Raw genomic sequence first — 19,077 nt, 5'->3', positions numbered from 1 at the left:
AGACTTTCACCTTATTAACCACTACTGTTCACGCAACTACTACCAACCTAGCCCTCAATAAACCCACCACACAGTCTTCCACAGGCTGGGGTGGTTGTTTCCTCAAGAGCCGTTGATGGCAACACTAGTAGTAATTACAACTACAAAAGCACCACCTATAGCCAAAAACAACAAGGCGCTTGGTAGCGTGTTGACTTACAAAACAACCAAATCATTGTTTACAATCGCAGTAGCTGCTGTAAAGACAGATTCAGTAACTACTAAGTTAGTGTTCCACCGATGCTGACTTTAATAGTGTTACTTATCAACAAGATTTTCATACTTATCCCAACCCAAGTAATAGTATTGACACGAGTGTTGTAATGGGTCGTTATGTTAAAGTCCAATTGTTAGATAACAAGTATTCATCTCTAGCAAAGGATTAACTGGTTTGCAAGGTGCCAAGGGAGATACAGGTGAAGTTGGACAAGATGGTGCTTTAGGATTACAAGGAGAAAAAGGCGATTAAGGCGAGTTTGGAGGAGACAGTTCTTTCTTTGCTCAGATTAGCTCAGATATCAGTCTTAAAAGACAAAACGACTTCCCAGCCCATAATGCTAATAATTTACACACTAGGTGTGATAACGCTTAGTGTACACTTACATCATGCGTTATCTAATCCTATTACGTTAGACATTTCAAGCAAACCTTACCATTTACTGCTTGTCTTGCTTGCATTAATTTTGCTGGTTGGTTTTATTTCTATTCCAATGAGTGTGGTTTTATGAGCCAATTAAATCCATCCAAACTGCATTCCACCAATACTTGAAAATCAATCAAAACTGACTTTAATGAGTGAGTCGCTTAGAAATGATGGACGTATTTGGGAGCTAAAACAAGCCAAAGATTGCGAGAAAAATCCAAAAGACATCAAAGAAGAAAATCGAGATTATTTTCTTGAAAGGCCGTATCCTACTTTTGCTAACTTAGTACCACGTGATGTAGCTTCACGTTCTGTTGAACACATTTGTGATGAAGGTCGTGGTTGGTGTTAAGATTCATGGCAGGCGCTTCGGCGTATATTTAGATTTTAGTGATGTTATTAAAAAAATAGGCTTGGCACAGGTTGAGAAAAAATATGGTAATTTGTTTGAAATGTATCAACGCATTACAGACGATAACCCTTATTTAACGCCGATGAAAATATACCCAGCACCGCATTATTCCATGAGTGGATTATAATTTAATGACCACGTTTGATGGCTTGTTTGTTTCTGGCGAGGCTAATTTTTCAGACCACGATGCTAATCGATTTGGCGTTTCTGCGCTCATGCAAGGTTTGGCAGATGGTTATTTTATTTTGCCACAAACTATTGCTAATTATTTAGCTAGAAAGAAGTTTGATAAAATTAAGCCTAATCATGAAAAACTTCAACAAGCTTTAAATGCCGCTAAAGTTAGAATTGAGCAATTAATGAAATTGAAACATTGCAATTAGAGTTTTGTAAAATCATTAAGGTCACGGGTATTAACCAAGATTTAAATCAAACTTTAGAGCGTGTAGAGAGAAATGGCTGACTTTATCTGACGTGTAAAGATACCCTTTATAGAGAAGAATCTTGTGATGTACATGCTCGAGTGGAGTATTTATCCTCAGAAGATGAAGCAAAGCGTGATGATAAAAATTATAGTTTTGTTGCGGCGTGGGATCAACAAAAGGGGGCTAAACTTCATGAAGAGCACTTACATTTTGAATTTATTAAGCTCAGTATTAGAAACTATAAATGATTTTTGTATTGCATATTTGGCGATAAAAGAACGTAAATACTCAAGGTGGATTTGTGGTTTATGAGGTTGACAATGTTGATAGTGATACGTCATCTTTAGAAATGTTAGATCAGCTAAATGAACGGTTAATCACACAAGGTGGAGATTGTATTCTGTTTGATTATGATTATCGTGAAGGTATTTGTGGTGCTTGTGTGGCGGTTTGCCCAAATGAAAATGCAACACTGTTTGTGGCAGCAAAAATAACCCATTTAGCATTATTACCCCAAGGTAAAATTGAGTCCAAAAACAGGGCAAAAGACTCATTTTAAAAATGCAACCTGAAGGCTTCGGTAGTTGTTCAAATCACAGGCATTGTACGTGTGCTTCTCCTAAAGACGTATCATTACAAAATATTATAAGGATGAATAAGATTCTTGGATAATAACAATATTACCTTTTAACTTTACATAAAAACTACTAATGAGCTCAAAATTTCATCAATCAGCACTAGAATATCACCAAGGCGAGCGCCCAGGAAAAATCATTGTTTCATCACACAAGCCACTAGCAACGTGTGAAGACCTTAGTTTGGCATATACACCTGGGGTTGCCGCACCTGTTCGTGAGATTGCGCAAGATGCAAACAAAGTTTATGACTTTACCATTAAACGTAATTTGGTTGCTGTTATTTCTGATGGTTCGGCAGTCTTAGGGCTTGGCAATGTGGGGCCGCTAGCATCTAAACCTGTGATGGAAGGCAAGGCAGTATTGTTTAAATATTTTGCAGATATTGATGTCTTTGACATTGAGATTGATACTCAAGATATTGATGAATTTGTACAAACGGTTAAAAATATTGCGCCAACGTTTGGTGGCATTAATCTTGAGGACATTTCAGCGCCTCGTTGTTTTGAAATTGAAAAACGTTTAATTGAGATGCTTGATATTCCTGTTTTTCACGATGACCAGCACGGAACAGCCATTATTATCGCAGCAGGGTTGTTAAATTCGCTTGAAATCCAAGGCAAATATATTGAAACTGCCAAGTTGGTTTGTTTGGGTGCTGGCTCGGCAGGTGTTGCTACTTTAAACTTATTGTGTGAATTAGGTTTGTCAAAGGACAATATTCTATTGGTTGATAGAGAAGGTGTTATTTCTCAAGACATGGAAAATGTTAGTCAAATTAAAGCACAATATAGCGCAAAAACGGATAAAAAAACCTTGGTAGATGCCATGCAAGGCGCAGATGTGTTTATTGGTGTTGCTGCTGCTAACTTGGTATCAAAACAGATGATTCAATCCATGGCAGATAAGCCTATTGTGTTCGCTTTGTCAAATCCAGACCCTGAAATTTCACCCAAAGATGTCAATTCAGTACGTGATGATTTAATCATGGCAACAGGTCGAAGTGATTATCCAAATCAAGTTAACAATGTATTAGGTTTTCCTTTTATTTTCAGAGGTGCGCTAGATGCAAAAGCCAGTGAAATCAATTCAAAAATGAAAATAGCAGCGGTTCATGCGCTTAAGGACTTGGCAAAACTTGAAGTACCAGACAGTGTTTTAAAAGCTTATGCTGCAAAGTCCATGGTGTTTGGTAAGGATTATATCATCCCCAAACCTTTTGATCCAAGGTTGATAGGTATAGTGCCAAAAGCGGTATTTGATGCCGCTGTTTCAAGTGGCGTTTCACGTTTGTAATATAGCAAGAATACAAACTTTTAAAAAACAATAAAAAACGTTAAATTAGCGCTTGCGCTCTAAAGATAGCTATGGGATAATGCCTGATTGTTTTTTGGAGGGGTTCCCGAGTGGTCAAAGGGAGCAGACTGTAAATCTGTCGGCTCTGCCTTCGAAGGTTCAAATCCTTCCCCCTCCACCATAAAACATAATAGGTTTGCGGGTATCGTATATTGGTATTACCTTGGCCTTCCAAGCCAATGAGACGAGTTCGATTCTCGTTACCCGCTCCAAGATGGGAGGGGAGGGGGTTGTGCTCACCTAGCTCAGAGTTGGTAGAGCACTTCCTTGGTAAGGAAGAGGTCGGCGGTTCAAACCCGCTGGTGAGCCCCAATTTTTTTTTAAATTTAATTGTTAAACGTAGGGGAATAAAATGTCAAAAGAAAAATTCAAAAGAACCAAACCACACGTCAACGTCGGCACAATCGGTCACGTTGACCACGGCAAAACCACACTCACAGCCGCCATCACTAAAGTCATGGCGGAAGCGCGCGGCGGTGAATTCAAAGATTATGCAGATATTGATAATGCCCCTGAAGAAAGAGAACGCGGTATTACTATCTCAACAGCCCATGTAGAGTATGAGTCTGAAGTTCGTCACTACGCACACGTTGACTGTCCAGGACACGCCGACTACGTTAAGAACATGATCACAGGTGCTGCTCAAATGGACGGTGCTATTATTGTCATTGCTGCCACAGACGGTCCAATGGCTCAAACCCGTGAACACATTCTATTATCTAAGCAAGTAGGCGTACCTTACATCGTTGTTTACATGAACAAAGCCGATATGGTTGATGATGATGAATTGGTTGAATTGGTTGAAATGGAAATCCGTGAGCTATTAGACGAATACGATTTCTCAGGTGATGACACCCCGGTTATCTTCGGTTCAGCACTGAAAGCTTTAGAAGGCGACACCTCAGATATTGGCGTGCCTTCCATTATTAAATTAGTAGAAGCACTAGACACCTACATTCCAACCCCTAAGCGTGACACAGATAAATCCTTCATCATGCCAATTGAGGACGTATTCTCAATTTCAGGTCGTGGTACTGTGGTAACAGGTCGTATTGAAGCAGGCATTGTTAATGTCGGTGACGAGTTAGAAATCGTTGGCATTAAAGATACTCAAACCACCACTTGTACAGGTGTTGAAATATTTAGAAAGTTACTTGATTCAGGCGAGGCAGGTGACAATGTCGGTGTGTTACTTCGTGGTACCAAGCGTGAAGAAGTTGAGCGCGGTCAAGTATTGGCTAAGCCAGGTTCAATCAAGCCACATTCAAAGTTTGAAGCCGAAGTTTATATTTTAACCAAAGATGAAGGTGGTCGTCATACCCCATTCTTTAACAACTACCGTCCACAGTTCTATTTTAGAACAACAGATGTGACAGGTGCTTGTCAGCTTCCTGATGGTGTAGAGATGGTGATGCCAGGTGACAACGTGAAAATGCAAGTAGAATTATTGTCACCAGTCGCTATGGAAGATGGTTTAAGATTTGCTATTAGAGAGGGTGGTCGTACGGTGGGTGCGGGTGTGGTTTCTAAGGTGACGGATTAGAGTAGTTGATTAAAGCGCAAAGTTTATTGTATAATTTTGCGTTTTTTGTTTGAGAAATTTGCGACGCAAATAGATAGGGTATAAAGGCACATGAGCAATCAAAATATTAGAATTAAATTAAAAGCATTTGATCATCGTTTAATCGATAAATCAGCGCTTGAAATTGTAGAAACAGCTAAGCGCACAGGTGCCAGTGTTAGAGGTCCAATTCCTCTACCTACCAAGAAAGAGCGTTTCACTGTATTGACTTCTCCTCATGTTAACAAGAAAGCAAGAGATCAATACGAATTAAGAACTTACGTCAGATTAATGGATATTATTAGCCCAACAGACAAAACAGTAGATGCGCTGATGAAGTTAGATTTAGCAGCAGGCGTTGATGTTGCAATTAAGCTTAATTAAGCAACAAAAGCAAATAAATAATTTAGGAATAAGATCATGGCAATGGGTTTAGTAGGACAAAAAATAGGAATGACACGCTTGATAAGCGATGACGGCTCTATCACACCAGTGAGTGTAATTAAAATTGAGCCCAATCGTATTGTTCAAACAAGAACGATTGATACAGATGGCTATAGTGCTATTCAAGTAACGACAGGGGCGAAAATAAATAAAAAAGGCGAAGCCAAAGTGCGTCGCGTATCCGCTGCGATTAAAGGTCATTATGCTAAAGCCTCTCAAGGAATTGGCTTGGGACTTTGGGAATTTAGACTAGAGGCTGATGAAATAACCGATGCAACAAGTGTTGATATTTCATTATTTGGTGCTGGTCATTATGTTGATGTTATTGGCAGATCTAAAGGTAAAGGGTTTCAAGGTGGTGTAAAGCGCCATAATTTCCAAATGCAAGACGCCACTCATGGTAACTCAATTTCTCATCGTGCTATTGGTTCTACAGGACAATGTCAAGAGCCAGGTCGTGTATTTAAAGGCAAGAAAATGGCTGGACATATGGGTGATGAACAAGTAACTCAAGAATGTCTCAAGGTTATTAAAGTGGACAGTGAAAGAAGCATCATTCTTGTTAAAGGCTCAATTCCTGGTGCAACCAAGGGCTTTGTTAAAGTTTCTTTATCACCTAAGAAAGATAAGATTAATCAAGAAGTTAGCAAAAATATTCAAAATCAAGTAACTGATGAAGTTGCCCAAACTGAAGAAGCGTTAAGGGTTTAAAATGAAATTAAAAGTATTAAATATAAGTACAAACAAGTCAAGCACGATTGAGGTGGCTGATACTGTTTTTGCAAGAGATTTTAACCAATCATTGGTTCACCAAGTGACTACAGCCTATATGTCTGGTGGTCGTCAAGGCTCCAAAGCACAAAAAAATCGTTCCGCTGTTAGTGGTGGTGGCAAGCGGCCTTGGGCACAAAAAGGTACAGGTCGTGCCCGTGCTGGTACTACTCGTGGTCCTATTTGGCGTTCAGGTGGTGTGACATTTGCAGCTGCGCCAAGAAGTTATGCGCAAAAGGTTAATAAGAAAATGTACAAGGGTGCAATCAGTGTTATTTTTTCTGAACTTGCTCAATCTGAGCGTTTAAAGGTGGTGTCAGAGTTTTACATTAAAGAGATTAAAACTAAAAATGTCACTGCATTGCTCAAAGCGCTTAATGTTAAAGATGCTTTATTAATGACTGATGAATTAGATAAAAATTTATATTTATCTTCTCGTAATTTATATCATGTTGGTGTTTGCGATACACAAAGTATTGACCCAGTTAGTTTGATTAGCTATGACAATGTTGTGGTAACTGAGGCGGCACTCAAAAAAATTGAGGCAATGTTATGAATCAAGAGAAAGTATTAAAAACCTTATTAGCACCAATCGTTTCTGAGAAAACGATCATGTTATCAGCACATAATCAATATGTATTTAAGATTCGTGTTGACAGTACTAAAAGAGAGATTAAAGCGGCAGTTGAAATGTTATTCGGCGTTAATGTTGAAAATGTAACAACCTCAATTGTCAAAGGTAAGAAAAAAATGTTTAAAGGCAGGGTTGGATCGCGTCCAAATTGGAAAAAGGCAATGGTAAAAGTGTCTGAAGGCCAAATGATTGATGTGAGCAGCACTTAAAGAGATTATTATGGCACAAGTAATTAAAAGAAAACCAACCTCACCAGGTAGAAGATTTGTTGTTAGTATTGTAGATGAAGAGCTACATAAGGGTGCACCTTATGCGCCATTAACACAGAGCAAAAATAGAATTAGTGGTCGTAATAACGCAGGACGTATTACCATACGTCATAAGGGTGGCGGGCATAAGCGTCGTTATCGTATTATTGATTTTAAACGTAACAAAGATGATATTACTGCACGTGTTGAGCGTTTAGAGTATGATCCAAATCGTAGTCCTAACATTGCCTTGGTTTTATATGCTGATGGTGAGCGTCGTTATATTATTGCACCTCGTGGTTTGAGCGTTGGCGATACGATTGTGTCAGGTAATTCCGTTGCCATTCAAGCGGGTAATGTAATGCCATTAAGCAACATCCCATTAGGTAGTGTGGTTCATTGTATTGAATTAAAACCCATGAAGGGGGCAGAAATTGCCCGTAGTGCTGGTACTTCTGCTCAGTTGATTGCTAAAGAAGGTAACTATGTTACTTTGAGACTTCGCTCTGGTGAGGTGCGCAAGGTTTTAGCAGATTGTCGCGCAACGATTGGAGAAGTTTCTAGGTCTGAACACAATCTAAGAAAATTAGGTAAAGCGGGTGCTACTCGTTGGCGAGGTGTTCGTCCAACTGTTCGTGGTGTTGTTATGAATCCAGTTGATCACCCGCATGGGGGCGGTGAAGGTAAAACTAGTGGTGGTAGACACCCAGTTTCTCCTTGGGGCACACCAACCAAGGGTTATAAAACACGTAGTAATAAACGCACAGATAAGCTTATCGTGCGTCATAGGAAATAAGGGTTAATCATGGCTAGATCATTAAGAAAAGGACCATTTGTAGACGAGCACTTAATTAGAAAAGTATTAGTGGCTCAAGAAAAAAATGACAGAAAACCGATTAGAACATGGTCGCGTCGTAGTGTTGTCGTACCTGAAATGATCGGTCTTACGATTGCAGTTCATAACGGCAGAGCGCATGTTCCTGTATCTATCAATGAAAATATGATTGGTCATAAATTGGGCGAGTTTGCTATTACTAGAACTTTCAAGGGCCACTCTGGTGATCGCAAAGCTTAAATAGGTAGATGACAATGAAAGAAGTTAAAGCAATACATAAATATGCAAAAACATCCGCTTTTAAGGCAAGATTGGTGGTGGATCAGATTCGTCTTAAATCAGTAGAAGAAGCCTTAAATATTTTATCATTCAGTAATAAAAAGGCAGCGATTTTAGTCAAAAAAGTGTTGAACTCGGCCATTTCCAATGCTGAGCACAATGATGGACTAGATATTGATGAATTATTCGTTACCAGTATTTATATTGACGAAGGTTCAACCATGAAAAGAATTCGCCCAAGAGCAAAAGGTAAGGCGAATAGAATTTTAAAAAGAACAAGCCACATTACAGTTGGCGTAAGCAAGTAGGTTTAATATGGGTCAAAAAGTAAATCCAAAAGGTATTAGATTAGGTATTGTCAAAGATTGGGATTCTAAATGGTATGCCAATAGTCAAGATTATTCTAAGTATTTATTATCTGATATTGGAGTTAGAGATTATCTGTTCGATAAATTAACGAATGCTTCTGTTAGTCGTATTCAGATTGAGCGTTTGGTAAATAATGCCAAAGTTACTATTCATACGGCACGTCCAGGCATTGTTATTGGCAAGAAAGGTGCTGATATTGAGCAGTTAAAGTCAATTGTTTCAGAAATGATGGGTATTCCTGTTCATATTAACATTGAAGAAATTAAAAAACCTGAGCTTGATGCGCGTTTGGTGGCTGAAAATATTGCCCAACAATTAGAAAAACGTGTGATGTATCGTCGTGCTGTTAAGCGTGTACTAGGCAATGCAACTCGTTTGGGTGCCCAAGGTATTAAAGTGATGGTCAGTGGCCGTTTAAATGGTGCAGAAATTGCGCGTTCTGAGTGGTATCGTGAAGGTCGAGTGCCCCTGCATACTTTTAGAGCTGATGTTGATTACTCTTCTTATGGTGCAAATACACAATACGGTGTTATTGGTATTAAGGTTTGGATTTTCAAGGGTGAGATTTTAGATCACAAAAAAGGCACACTAGATGAGGTTGCTCGTCGTGGTGCAACGAATCAAATTGCCAAAAAATAAAGTGAAGGATTGATAAATGTTACAACCTAAGAGAACAAAATTTAGAAAAATGATGAAAGGCCATAATCGTGGCCTTGCAACGAGTCATAAGGTTAGTTTTGGTGAAATCGGACTTCAGGCAACAGGCAGATGTCGTATGACTGCTAGACAAATTGAATCTGCACGTCGTGCAATGACACGCCATGTTAAGCGTCAAGGAAAAATTTGGATTCGTGTATTTCCAGACAAGCCTATTACTAAAAAACCACTAGAAGTTAGAATGGGCAAAGGTAAAGGTAGTGTTGAGTATTGGGTTGCACAAATTAAACCTGGTCAAATGTTATTTGAAATGCAAGGCGTTGAAGAGACAATTGCTAGAGAGGCGTTTGCGTTAGCGGCAGCAAAGCTGCCAGTTAAAACGACAGTAATTAAACGAACGGTAATGTAATGAATGTTAAAGAATTAAGAGATCAAGACGTTTCAACACTTAATGAAACGCTAATTAAACTTCTAAAGGAACATTTTGAGTTGCGTATGCAACATAAAAGCGCACAATTGGATGATGCTTCAAAGTTAGGCAAAACTAAAAGATTCATTGCACAAGTTAAAACTATTATTAGGCAGAAACAAGCATGAGTGATAAAAAAGTAGAACGCGTATTAACAGGCACGGTTGTGAGTAGCAATCGTGACAAGACAATTGCTGTTTTAATTGAACGCAAAGTGAGACATCCTATTTATAAAAAATACATCAAACGCAGTACCAAGGTGCATGCACATGATGAAAAGAATGAATGCACACGTGGTGATTTAGTTCGAGTGGTTGAAGCAAAACCATTTTCAAAAACTAAGCATTGGGCATTATTGGAAGTGGTTGAAAAATCAATTTCTGTTGATTAATATTAAGTTTATTAAAAGAGAGTAAATCATGATTCAAATGCAAACAAAACTTAAGGTCGCAGATAATAGTGGTGGCGTTAAAGCAATGTGTATTAAAGTGCTGGGTGGTTCTAAGCGTCGTTATGCTAATATCGGCGATGTCATCAAGGTTAGTATTAAAGAAGCCGCACCGCGTGGCAAAGTTAAAAAAGGCGATGTGTATGACGCAGTTGTTGTGCGTACTGCTCATGGTGTTCGTCGTAGCGATGGATCTCGTATTCGTTTTGATAATAATGCAATTGTACTTCTAAATACAAAGCTTGAGCCAATCGGTACTCGTATTTTTGGCCCAGTCACTCGCGAATTACGCAATGCACAATTTATGAAAATTGTTTCACTTGCACCAGAGGTTTTATAATGCAAAAGATTAAATTAAATGATGAGGTTGTTGTTATTGCTGGTAAAGACAAAGGCTCTACAGGCACAGTAACCAAGGTATTAAATGCCAAAGTGCTGCTTGAAGGTTTAAATCTTGCCAAGAAGCATGTGAGACCCAACCCAAATGCAGGTGTTACGGGTGGTATTAAAGAGATAGAAATGCCTTTGGCGATTTCTAATATTGCTATTTATAATCCAGCAAGTAAAAAGGCTGATAGAGTGGGCATCCGCACTAATAAAGATGGTATTAAAGAAAGATTTTTTAAATCAAATGATGAAGCAATCGTTTGATTAAGTATAAGGAAATATAAGCGTGTCTAGATTACAGGAACAATACAAAAATGAAATTTTACCAATTTTGCAAAAAGAGTTAGGTATGTCTAATCCTATGCAAGTACCTAAGATTGAAAAGATTACAATCAATATGGGATTGGGTAGTGCATTGGGTGATAAAAAGCTACTACAAAGCGCTTTAGAAGAAATGAGTCTTATTTCTGGTCAGAAGCCACTCACTTGTAATGCGCGTAAATCAGTGGCAAGTTTTAAGCTAAGAGAAGGAAACCCAATTGGCTGTAAGGTCACTTTACGCAAGGAAAGAATGTATGAATTCCTTGATCGTTTGCTCAATGTTGCTATTCCTCGTATTCGTGATTTTCGTGGTTTAAAAGCCACTGCGTTTGATGGTCGTGGTAATTACAATATGGGCATTACTGAACAGATTACATTTGCTGAAATTGATTTTGAAAAAGTAACAAGGGTGCATGGGATGGATATTGCTATTACCACCACTACAAAAAGTGACGAAGACGCTAAGAAACTATTGGCAATGTTTAAATTTCCATTTAGAGGATAGGAAAAATGGCTAAAAAGTCTATGATAAATAGAGACATCAAGCGTACAAAGCTGGTTGAAAAATACAAAGCAAAACGCCTTGAGCTTAAGAAAATTATTAAGAGTATTAACGCATCTGATGAAGAGCGTTTTCAAGCAACCATTAAATTGCAAGCTCTGCCACGTGATGCTTCGCCAACACGTCAGCGTAGTCGTTGCGCTTTGACAGGTCGCCCACATGGTTTTTACCGTAAGTTTGGTCTTGCTAGAACCAAACTTAGAGAGCGCACTATGAATGGTGAAGTGTCAGGTTTATCTAAAGCAAGCTGGTAAGGAGAAATAATATGAGTATGTCTGATCCTATTGCTGACATGTTAACGCGCATTCGCAATGCACAAATGGTTGAGAAAAAAGAAGTTAATGTTCCAGCATCAAATCTAAAATTTGCCATTGCAAGTGTAATGCAACAAGAAGGCTATATTGAATCTTTTAGTGTTGATGGTATTGCTGCTAGCAAAACATTAAACATCAAATTAAAATATTATAACAACAAGCCAGTTATTGAAAAATTACAGCGCATATCAAAGCCAAGTTTAAGAGTTTATGTTGGCAGTTCGCAAATGCCAAGTGTGATGAATGGTTTAGGTATTGTTATTGTTTCCACGCCCAAGGGTGTGATGACTGGACAAGCAGCGCACACCCAAAATGTTGGTGGCGAAGTTTTGTGCGGCATTTACTAATATTGGAGAGTTAGAATGTCTAGAGTTGCAAAATCACCCATTACCATACCAACTGGTGTTGAAGTTACCATTACTGGTAATTTAATGTCTGCCAAGGGTAAATTGGGCCAGTTGAGTATGAATATCCATTCTTGTGTAGTAGTTACAAACACTGATAATGAACTTAGTTTTGATATTACTATTTCTGAAAAAAAAGAGCAAAAGAAAACTTGGGCTCAAGCCGGTACAGTAAGAACCAATACTGCAAACCTTATTCAAGGTGTAACAGAAGGCTGGGAAAAGAAGTTAACCCTAATTGGGGTTGGTTATCGTGCCAAAATAATGGGGAAAGTGTTGGATTTGACGTTGGGTTTTTCACACCCAATTAATTACAAACTCCCAGAAGACATTACAGTTGAAACACCCTCTCAAACTGAAATTGTTATCAAAGGCATGGACAAGCAAAAAGTAGGTCAAGTGGCCGCTGAAATTAGAGCTTATCGTCCACCAGAACCTTACAAGGGTAAGGGTGTTCGTTATGCTGATGAACAAGTGGTTCGCAAAGAAGCTAAGAAGAAATAATTGACCAAGGTATTAATATGAAACTTTCTAAAAAACAAGCTCGCTTAAGAAGAGCAGCCAAATTTAGGGCCAAGCACGTACAAAGAAGTGTTGAACGCTTGTGCGTTCACAAAACTGCACAGCATATTTATGCTCAGATTATTAGTCCTTGTGGCACTAAAACTTTGGCTTCTGCTTCAACATTGGCAGCTAAACTTAAAAATGGTGGTAATCTAGATGCAGCAACTAAGATTGGTGAGGCAATTGCTAAAGCTGCTACCAGTGTAAAAGTAACAAAGGTGGCTTTTGATCGTTCTGGATTTAAATATCATGGTCGTGTCAAGGCATTGGCTGATGCAGCAAGAGAAGGTGGTCTAGACTTCTAAGTTATTAATAAGATTAATTTAAAAAATTAAAAAGGCATAAATAATGGCTGAATATAAGAAAAATAACAACAACGATGATAATGATTATATTGAAAAATTGGTTAATATCCGTCGTGTTGTAAAAGTAGTTAAAGGTGGGCGTATCTTTGGTTTTTCAGCACTGGTTGTTGTTGGTGATGGTAATGGTAAGGTTGGCTATGGCACAGGAAAAGCACGTGAAGTGCCTGCTGCTATTCAAAAAGCAATGAATAAAGCACGCAAGGCAATGAAGTCTGTACCACTGGTAAATGGCACACTTCATTATCCAATTACCTCAAGTGTTGGTGCAGCTAAAGTTTATATGCAACCAGCTTCAGAAGGTACAGGTGTTATTGCTGGCGGTCCAATGCGTAGCGTATTGGAAGCGGTAGGTGTACATAATATTTTGGCGAAATGTAACGGTACTCGTAATCCAATTAGTGTGGTGCGTGCAACAGTTGAAGGTTTGACTTCTATGTCATCTCCACAACTGGTTGCTGCCAAGCGTGGTAAGACTGCTGATCAAATTACTGGAGAAAGATAATGGCTGAAGAAAGCAAAGTAGTTAAAAGAATAGCAGCAACTAAAAAACCGACTGCTAAGAAAGCACGCGTTAAACAAGTAAAAACACCAGAAAAAAAAACACCAGTTAAAGTTGTGTCTAAAAGAATAGCAGCGGCTAAAAAACCGACAACAACTAAAAACACACAAGCATCTAGTAAGCACAATACAGTGAGTGTTACTCTGGTTAAAAGTTTTCATGGTCGCTTGCCATCTCACCGTGCAACCATTACAGGGCTTAGCTTAAAGCGCATTAACCACACAAAAGAGCTTAAAGATACGCCTGAAATCAGAGGCATGATTAATAAAGTAGCTTACTTACTAAAAGTAGAGGATTAAGAAAATGAACATTATGCAATTAAACACATTGTCACCCGCCGAAGGCGAGAAGCAATCAAGAAAACGTGTGGGTCGTGGCATTGGCAGTGGCTTTGGTAAGACTTGTGGTCGTGGCCATAAGGGTCAAAAAGCACGTTCTGGCGGTTTCAGCAAGATTGGTTTTGAAGGTGGTCAAATGCCTTTACAACATCGTCTTCCGAAGGTTGGATTCTCATCAAGAGTGTCCATTATTACCTCACAAGTAACATTATCTGAAGTTGATAAACTGACTGAGACTGACATTACCATTGACGTTTTAAAAGTACACAATTTAGTGACTAAAAATATCAAACGTGTTAAAGTCATGCTTTCTGGTGAAATTACCAGAGCAGTTACATTGACTGGTATCAAAGCAACTAAAGGCGCAAAGTTGGCGATTGAAGCTGTTAAAGGCTCAGTGAACGAGTAAATTATGAACCAACCCTTAGGCCTCTCTCAAGATTTATCAAAGCGCATCCTTTTTTTATTGGGTGCGTTAATCATTTTTAGGTTGGGTACGCATATTACCATTCCATTTATCTCAAGTGCAGCGCTTGCCTCACTCGTACAAGATCAACAAGGTACGATTTTGGATATGTTTAATATGTTTTCAGGTGGCGCGTTAGAAAGATTATCTATTTTTACTTTGGGTATTATGCCTTATATTTCGGCATCAATTATTATTCAGTTGATGACCTCTGTTGTGCTAAAGTTAGAACAATTGAAGAAAGAAGGCGAAACAGGTAAACGTAAAATTACACAATACACACGTATAGGTACAGTGGTATTAGCAGTGTTTCAATCCTATGGTATTTCTATTGCTTTGCAATCACAAAGTGCTGGTGGTGTTGCTTTGGTTACTCAAGATGGCTTTACTTTTAGCATGGTGACTGTAGTGACATTAAGCACAGGCACTTTATTTTTAATGTGGCTGGGTGAGCAAATTACAGAAAAAGGCATTGGCAATGGCATTTCAATGATTATTTTTGCTGGTATCGTTTCAGGCTTGCCTTCGGCATTAGGCTCAACTTTATCATTGGTATCTACAGGCGAGTTAACTATTATTTTGGTGGCAATTTTATTAATTATGACACTGCTAGTGACAGCTTTTGTGGTCTTTATGGAACGAGGACAACGTCGTATCACGGTTAATTATGCCAAGCGTCAACAAGGTCGTAAAATGGTTGGTGGTCAAAGTTCATATTTACCATTAAAAATCAATATGGCAGGTGTCATTCCACCAATTTTTGCCTCATCAATTATTTTATTTCCAGCAACCTTGGGAGGCTGGTTTTCGCAAAGTGAGGGCATGGACTGGTTGGCAGATATAACTGCTAGTATTTCCCCAGGACAACCTTTATATGTGTTGTTTTATGGACTTGCCATTGTGTTTTTTACCTTCTTCTACACGGCACTAACATTTGATTCAAAAGACACAGCTGATAATTTACGTAAGTCAGGTGGTTTTATTCCAGGTATTCGACCAGGCAAGCACTCGGCAGATTATATTGATTTGGTTATGTCTAGGCTAACAGCATCGGGCGCGGTTTATATCACTGCTGTTTGCTTGTTGCCAGAGTTTTTAATTTTATATTGGAATGTGCCATTTTACTTTGGTGGTACCAGTTTGCTAATCATCGTTGTTGTGGTGATGGATTTTATTGCACAAGCCCAATCTCACTTAATGTCTAATCAGTATGAGTCATTAATGAAAAAGGCAGGTTTAAACTAAAAAAGGTCATTATTATGAAAGTAAGAGCATCGGTTAAGAAAATTTGTAACAAATGTAAAATTATCAAGCGCCATAGCGTGGTTCGTGTTATTTGTAAAGAGCCTCGTCATAAGCAAAGACAAGGTTAATTAGGATTGACATTGGAAAGCTGTAAGCGTAAAATAGGGGGTTTTAAATTTAGTATTATGCGACTTTTTACTAAGATAAAAATTGCATAATAAGAGATAAAAAAGCAAAGAATATAAGGAAATAAAGTCTATGAAACAGAACAAAACATATTAGAGGTATAAGATAAATGGCTAGAATAGCAGGAATAAACATCCCGATACATAAACATATTGTGATTGGTTTACAGTCAATTCTTGGTATTGGCGATACAACAGCGAAAGCGATTTGCATGACTCTTAAATTAGACCCAGCTACCAAAGTTATTGATATTACTGAAGATCAATTGGAATTAATTCGTGCAGAAGTTGCTAAGTATGAAGTTGAAGGTGATCTTCGTCGTCAAGTTGTTATGGATATTAAACGCCTTAAAGACTTAGGTTGTTATCGTGGTGTTCGTCATAGAAAATCACTGCCACTACGTGGTCAAAGAACAAAAACAAACGCAAGAACTCGCAAGGGTCCTCGTCGTTTAATTAAATAATCATAGGCAGATATTATGGCTAAAACACCTACAAAAAAGAAGTCCAAAAAAGTAATTACTGATGGTATTGCACACATTCATGCAACGTTTAATAACACCATTGTAATGATTACAGATCGTCATGGTAATGCAATTTGTTGGGCGACCTCAGGCGGCTCTGGTTTTAGAGGTTCAAGAAAGTCCACACCGTTTGCTGCACAAGTAGCTGCAGGCAGTTGTGGTGAGAAAGCATTGGCTTTTGGTATGAGAAACTTAGAGGTTCGTGTTAAAGGCCCAGGCCCTGGCAGAGACCCAGCAATTCGCGGTCTTAACGCACAAGGTTTAAAAATTCAATCAATCACAGATGTGACACCACTCCCTCATAACGGCTGTCGTCCTTCTAAGAAACGTAGAGTATAAGGATAAATTATGGCTAGATATACTGGACCTACTTGTAAATTAGCGCGTCGCGAGGGCACGGACTTATTTCTTAAAAGTGGTATTAGATCACTGGATTCTAAATGTAAGGTGACTCAACTTCCTGGTATGCACGGTGCTAATGCACGTCGTCAGAAGGGTACAGAGTATGGGTTACAGTTACGTGAAAAACAAAAAGTAAGACGTATCTATGGCATTTTAGAAAAGCAATTTCGTCTATATTATAAAAAGGCTTCGCAAAAGAAAGGCTCTACAGGTGAAAATTTATTATCACTACTTGAGTGTCGTTTGGATAATATTGTTTATCGCATGGGTTTTGGTTCTACACGTGCTGAGGCAAGACAACTGGTTTCGCATAAATCTATTTTAGTGAATGGTTTGGTTGTTAACATTCCTTCTTACCAAGTGAGCATTAATGATGAAATTTCAATTAGAGAAAAAGCTAAAAAGCAGAGCCGTATTCAATTGGCACTTGAATTGGCTGAACAATCAACTCAACCACAATGGCTTGATATTGATAACAAAGCACTTAAGGGTGTGTTTAAAAATGTTCCTGCTCGTGATGAGTTACCATCAGATATTCAAGAACATTTAATCGTTGAACTGTATTCTAAATAAGGAATTAATTATGCAAGGTAGTGCAAGAAATTTTTTAAAGCCAAAGCTGGTTGAGTCTTCTCAAACTGGTCTTAATGAATTCAAAGTAATTCTTGAGCCTCTTGAGCGAGGTTTTGGTCATACTTTGGGCAATGCCCTAAGAAGAACATTGTTATCTTCTATGACAGGCTCTGCTGTGACCGAAGTTGTCATTGATGGAGTTATGCATGAGTTTTCTACAATTGATGGTGTGCAAGAAGATGTATTAGATATCTTGCTTAACCTTAAAGAAGTGTCGGTTGCATTAAATACAGCTGAAACTGCGCAAGTTGTTATTGACAAAAAAGGCCCGTGTGAAATTATAGTGGCTGATATTGAGGCTAATGGTGTTGATATTACGGTATTTAACCCTGATAAAGTGATTGCAACAATTAATGATGAAGGTCATATGCGTATGACACTTAAGATTAGTACTGGTATTGGCTATGATACTGCCACGTCACGCACTGACGAAGCGTCAAGTATTGGTGGTATGCAGTTAGATGCAAGTTTTTCACCCATTAGGCGTGTTAGTTTCACGGTGGATGCGGCGCGTGTTAAGCAGAAAGTTAATCTTGATAAATTAAACATTACGATTGAGACTAATGGTTCAGTCAATGCAGAAGTTGCCATTAAACGTGCAGCAACAATCTTACAAGAGCAATTGTCTTCATTTGTTGAGTTAGAGCTAGTAGAAGAAGAAACGGCATTACCAACATCAGAAGATTTTGATCCACAATTATTAGCAGCAGTGGATGAGTTAGAATTAACCGTGCGTAGTGCAAACTGTTTAAAGGCAGAACAAATCTATTATATTGGTGATTTAATTCAAAAATCTGAGCAAGATTTACTAAGAACCCCTAATTTAGGTCGTAAATCACTTAATGAAATTAAAGAAGTGTTAACTGAAAAAGAGCTTGACTTAGGTACCAGTATTGAAAATTGGCCGCCAGTTGATTTAATGAGTGAATAAGGAATAAGACATGAGACATAGAAAGTCAGGTAGACGATTAAATCGTAACTCATCTCATCGTAAGGCTATGTTTAAAAATATGGCAAACTCATTATTTTTACATGAGACCATTCGCACAACTTTGCCAAAAGCAAAAGAGCTTAGACGTGTTGTTGAGCCCTTAATTACTAAAGCCAAAGTTGACAGTGTTGCCAATCGTCGTAATGCATTTTCAAAATTGCGTGACGATGCAATGGTTGCTAAATTATTCACCGAATTAGCACCATTTTATAAAGATTGTCCTGGTGGTTATATTCGTATTTTGAAGGCTGGTTTTCGTACTGGTGATAAAGCCCCAATGGCAATTGTCCAATTGGTTGACTTTGAAACCACGACAGATGCAGCTGCTGAAACTACCGCCTCATAAAGGAAAAATATATGCCTTCAATTAAAGTAAAAGAAAACGAACCTTTTGACATCGCACTTAGACGTTTTCGTCGCACCTGTGACAGAGCTGATGTTATCATTGATGTAAGAAAAAAAGAATTCTATGAAAAACCAACTTGGGTTAATAAGCGCATGAAAGCCGCTGCTGTTAAAAGAACACACAAAGAAATGGCTAAAAATCGCGTTCATCGTAAGCGCATGTACTAGACCTATATTCTAAGTATTA

At 38.4% G+C, this 19,077-nt stretch carries 32 protein-coding genes, 3 tRNA genes and 1 pseudogene; all 36 read left to right on the top strand.

The features are described from left to right. Window positions 1–776: 776 nt before the first annotated feature. Window positions 777–1,767: pseudogene (locus HUE58_RS07360) on the top strand (fumarate reductase/succinate dehydrogenase flavoprotein subunit); the annotation flags it as partial. 53 nt (window positions 1,768–1,820) lie between these two features. Continuing rightward, entirely contained in the window at window positions 1,821–2,078 is a 258-nt protein-coding gene (locus tag HUE58_RS04015; protein WP_422851464.1) for a hypothetical protein, read from the top strand. 151 nt (window positions 2,079–2,229) lie between these two features. Then, window positions 2,230–3,450, top strand: coding sequence for a malic enzyme-like NAD(P)-binding protein (locus tag HUE58_RS04010; RefSeq protein WP_174605742.1), 1,221 nt, complete (start codon window positions 2,230–2,232; stop codon window positions 3,448–3,450). Between the two features lie 96 nt (window positions 3,451–3,546). Continuing rightward, a tRNA-Tyr gene (locus HUE58_RS04005) sits at window positions 3,547–3,631 on the top strand. A gap of 17 nt (window positions 3,632–3,648) precedes the next feature. Continuing rightward, a tRNA-Gly gene (locus HUE58_RS04000) sits at window positions 3,649–3,722 on the top strand. 22 nt (window positions 3,723–3,744) lie between these two features. After that, window positions 3,745–3,822, top strand: a tRNA-Thr gene (locus tag HUE58_RS03995). Window positions 3,823–3,862: 40 nt separating this feature from the next. Next, complete coding sequence (tuf, locus tag HUE58_RS03990) at window positions 3,863–5,053, top strand: elongation factor Tu (RefSeq protein ID WP_174605066.1); 1,191 nt, start codon at window positions 3,863–3,865, stop codon at window positions 5,051–5,053. Between the two features lie 90 nt (window positions 5,054–5,143). Next, window positions 5,144–5,455, top strand: a complete 312-nt coding sequence (gene rpsJ, locus HUE58_RS03985; protein ID WP_174605741.1) for a 30S ribosomal protein S10 — start codon at window positions 5,144–5,146, stop codon at window positions 5,453–5,455. A 36-nt stretch (window positions 5,456–5,491) separates the two neighbouring features. Next, on the top strand, window positions 5,492–6,226 hold the full coding sequence (gene rplC / locus HUE58_RS03980; protein WP_174605740.1) for a 50S ribosomal protein L3: 735 nt from the start codon (window positions 5,492–5,494) through the stop codon (window positions 6,224–6,226). 1 nt (window position 6,227) lies between these two features. Further along, window positions 6,228–6,842, top strand: coding sequence for a 50S ribosomal protein L4 (rplD, locus tag HUE58_RS03975; RefSeq protein WP_174605739.1), 615 nt, complete (start codon window positions 6,228–6,230; stop codon window positions 6,840–6,842). After that, entirely contained in the window at window positions 6,839–7,129 is a 291-nt protein-coding gene (gene rplW / locus HUE58_RS03970; protein ID WP_174605738.1) for a 50S ribosomal protein L23, read from the top strand. Before rplD ends, rplW begins: the two co-directional genes overlap by 4 nt. Before the next feature lie 10 nt (window positions 7,130–7,139). Further along, window positions 7,140–7,964, top strand: coding sequence for a 50S ribosomal protein L2 (gene rplB, locus HUE58_RS03965; RefSeq protein WP_174605737.1), 825 nt, complete (start codon window positions 7,140–7,142; stop codon window positions 7,962–7,964). 9 nt (window positions 7,965–7,973) lie between these two features. Then, window positions 7,974–8,243, top strand: coding sequence for a 30S ribosomal protein S19 (rpsS, locus tag HUE58_RS03960; protein WP_174605736.1), 270 nt, complete (start codon window positions 7,974–7,976; stop codon window positions 8,241–8,243). A gap of 14 nt (window positions 8,244–8,257) precedes the next feature. Next, window positions 8,258–8,590: a 50S ribosomal protein L22 gene (gene rplV, locus HUE58_RS03955; RefSeq protein ID WP_174605735.1), complete on the top strand. Its 333-nt coding sequence runs from the start codon at window positions 8,258–8,260 to the stop codon at window positions 8,588–8,590. A 7-nt stretch (window positions 8,591–8,597) separates the two neighbouring features. Further along, on the top strand, window positions 8,598–9,290 hold the full coding sequence (gene rpsC, locus HUE58_RS03950) for a 30S ribosomal protein S3 (protein ID WP_174605734.1): 693 nt from the start codon (window positions 8,598–8,600) through the stop codon (window positions 9,288–9,290). A 16-nt stretch (window positions 9,291–9,306) separates the two neighbouring features. Beyond that, the gene (gene rplP, locus HUE58_RS03945; protein WP_174605733.1) at window positions 9,307–9,717 is read left to right on the top strand and encodes a 50S ribosomal protein L16; all 411 of its coding nucleotides are present in this window, start codon (window positions 9,307–9,309) and stop codon (window positions 9,715–9,717) included. Next, the gene (gene rpmC / locus HUE58_RS03940) at window positions 9,717–9,905 is read left to right on the top strand and encodes a 50S ribosomal protein L29 (RefSeq protein WP_174605732.1); all 189 of its coding nucleotides are present in this window, start codon (window positions 9,717–9,719) and stop codon (window positions 9,903–9,905) included. The genes rplP and rpmC overlap by 1 nt, the downstream gene beginning before the upstream one ends. Next, window positions 9,902–10,168, top strand: a complete 267-nt coding sequence (gene rpsQ / locus HUE58_RS03935) for a 30S ribosomal protein S17 (RefSeq protein ID WP_174605731.1) — start codon at window positions 9,902–9,904, stop codon at window positions 10,166–10,168. Before rpmC ends, rpsQ begins: the two co-directional genes overlap by 4 nt. 28 nt (window positions 10,169–10,196) lie before the next feature. Further along, the gene (rplN, locus tag HUE58_RS03930) at window positions 10,197–10,565 is read left to right on the top strand and encodes a 50S ribosomal protein L14 (RefSeq protein ID WP_174605730.1); all 369 of its coding nucleotides are present in this window, start codon (window positions 10,197–10,199) and stop codon (window positions 10,563–10,565) included. Then, a complete protein-coding gene (rplX, locus tag HUE58_RS03925; RefSeq protein WP_174605729.1) occupies window positions 10,565–10,876 on the top strand; it encodes a 50S ribosomal protein L24 in 312 nt (103 codons plus the stop codon). The genes rplN and rplX overlap by 1 nt, the downstream gene beginning before the upstream one ends. 22 nt (window positions 10,877–10,898) lie before the next feature. After that, the gene (gene rplE / locus HUE58_RS03920; RefSeq protein ID WP_174605728.1) at window positions 10,899–11,438 is read left to right on the top strand and encodes a 50S ribosomal protein L5; all 540 of its coding nucleotides are present in this window, start codon (window positions 10,899–10,901) and stop codon (window positions 11,436–11,438) included. Window positions 11,439–11,443: 5 nt separating this feature from the next. Then, window positions 11,444–11,749, top strand: a complete 306-nt coding sequence (rpsN, locus tag HUE58_RS03915; protein ID WP_174605727.1) for a 30S ribosomal protein S14 — start codon at window positions 11,444–11,446, stop codon at window positions 11,747–11,749. A gap of 11 nt (window positions 11,750–11,760) precedes the next feature. After that, complete coding sequence (rpsH, locus tag HUE58_RS03910; protein WP_174605726.1) at window positions 11,761–12,156, top strand: 30S ribosomal protein S8; 396 nt, start codon at window positions 11,761–11,763, stop codon at window positions 12,154–12,156. Between the two features lie 15 nt (window positions 12,157–12,171). Further along, window positions 12,172–12,717, top strand: a complete 546-nt coding sequence (gene rplF, locus HUE58_RS03905; protein WP_174605725.1) for a 50S ribosomal protein L6 — start codon at window positions 12,172–12,174, stop codon at window positions 12,715–12,717. A gap of 17 nt (window positions 12,718–12,734) precedes the next feature. Beyond that, on the top strand, window positions 12,735–13,082 hold the full coding sequence (gene rplR, locus HUE58_RS03900) for a 50S ribosomal protein L18 (RefSeq protein ID WP_174605724.1): 348 nt from the start codon (window positions 12,735–12,737) through the stop codon (window positions 13,080–13,082). Window positions 13,083–13,125: 43 nt separating this feature from the next. After that, window positions 13,126–13,644 carry a 30S ribosomal protein S5 gene (rpsE, locus tag HUE58_RS03895; RefSeq protein ID WP_174605723.1) on the top strand — a complete coding sequence of 173 codons (519 nt, stop codon included), beginning with the start codon at window positions 13,126–13,128 and terminating at the stop codon, window positions 13,642–13,644. Then, window positions 13,644–14,000 (top strand): 50S ribosomal protein L30, encoded by a 357-nt coding sequence (gene rpmD / locus HUE58_RS03890; RefSeq protein WP_174605722.1) that lies wholly within the window; start codon window positions 13,644–13,646, stop codon window positions 13,998–14,000. The genes rpsE and rpmD overlap by 1 nt, the downstream gene beginning before the upstream one ends. A 13-nt stretch (window positions 14,001–14,013) precedes the next feature. Beyond that, complete coding sequence (rplO, locus tag HUE58_RS03885; RefSeq protein WP_174606232.1) at window positions 14,014–14,448, top strand: 50S ribosomal protein L15; 435 nt, start codon at window positions 14,014–14,016, stop codon at window positions 14,446–14,448. A 3-nt stretch (window positions 14,449–14,451) separates the two neighbouring features. Continuing rightward, complete coding sequence (secY, locus tag HUE58_RS03880) at window positions 14,452–15,750, top strand: preprotein translocase subunit SecY (protein WP_174605721.1); 1,299 nt, start codon at window positions 14,452–14,454, stop codon at window positions 15,748–15,750. Between the two features lie 14 nt (window positions 15,751–15,764). Next, window positions 15,765–15,878 (top strand): 50S ribosomal protein L36, encoded by a 114-nt coding sequence (gene rpmJ / locus HUE58_RS03875; protein ID WP_174605720.1) that lies wholly within the window; start codon window positions 15,765–15,767, stop codon window positions 15,876–15,878. Window positions 15,879–16,045: 167 nt separating this feature from the next. Next, window positions 16,046–16,399 (top strand): 30S ribosomal protein S13, encoded by a 354-nt coding sequence (rpsM, locus tag HUE58_RS03870; RefSeq protein WP_174605719.1) that lies wholly within the window; start codon window positions 16,046–16,048, stop codon window positions 16,397–16,399. Between the two features lie 15 nt (window positions 16,400–16,414). Further along, complete coding sequence (gene rpsK / locus HUE58_RS03865; RefSeq protein ID WP_277997988.1) at window positions 16,415–16,798, top strand: 30S ribosomal protein S11; 384 nt, start codon at window positions 16,415–16,417, stop codon at window positions 16,796–16,798. Between the two features lie 9 nt (window positions 16,799–16,807). Further along, on the top strand, window positions 16,808–17,434 hold the full coding sequence (gene rpsD, locus HUE58_RS03860) for a 30S ribosomal protein S4 (protein ID WP_174605718.1): 627 nt from the start codon (window positions 16,808–16,810) through the stop codon (window positions 17,432–17,434). A 10-nt stretch (window positions 17,435–17,444) separates the two neighbouring features. Beyond that, window positions 17,445–18,425 (top strand): DNA-directed RNA polymerase subunit alpha, encoded by a 981-nt coding sequence (locus HUE58_RS03855; RefSeq protein WP_174605717.1) that lies wholly within the window; start codon window positions 17,445–17,447, stop codon window positions 18,423–18,425. Window positions 18,426–18,435: 10 nt separating this feature from the next. Continuing rightward, window positions 18,436–18,831 (top strand): 50S ribosomal protein L17, encoded by a 396-nt coding sequence (gene rplQ / locus HUE58_RS03850; protein WP_174605716.1) that lies wholly within the window; start codon window positions 18,436–18,438, stop codon window positions 18,829–18,831. A gap of 11 nt (window positions 18,832–18,842) precedes the next feature. Next, window positions 18,843–19,058 (top strand): 30S ribosomal protein S21, encoded by a 216-nt coding sequence (gene rpsU, locus HUE58_RS03845; RefSeq protein WP_174605715.1) that lies wholly within the window; start codon window positions 18,843–18,845, stop codon window positions 19,056–19,058. Window positions 19,059–19,077 lie beyond the last annotated feature (19 nt).

It is taken from the genome of Candidatus Ruthia endofausta (assembly GCF_013342985.1).
In the GTDB taxonomy this organism is placed as follows: Bacteria; Pseudomonadota; Gammaproteobacteria; order PS1; family Pseudothioglobaceae; genus Ruthia; species Ruthia endofausta.
The sequence above is the reverse complement of the archived record's forward strand: the minus strand, read 5'-3'. Positions and strand labels throughout refer to the sequence as shown.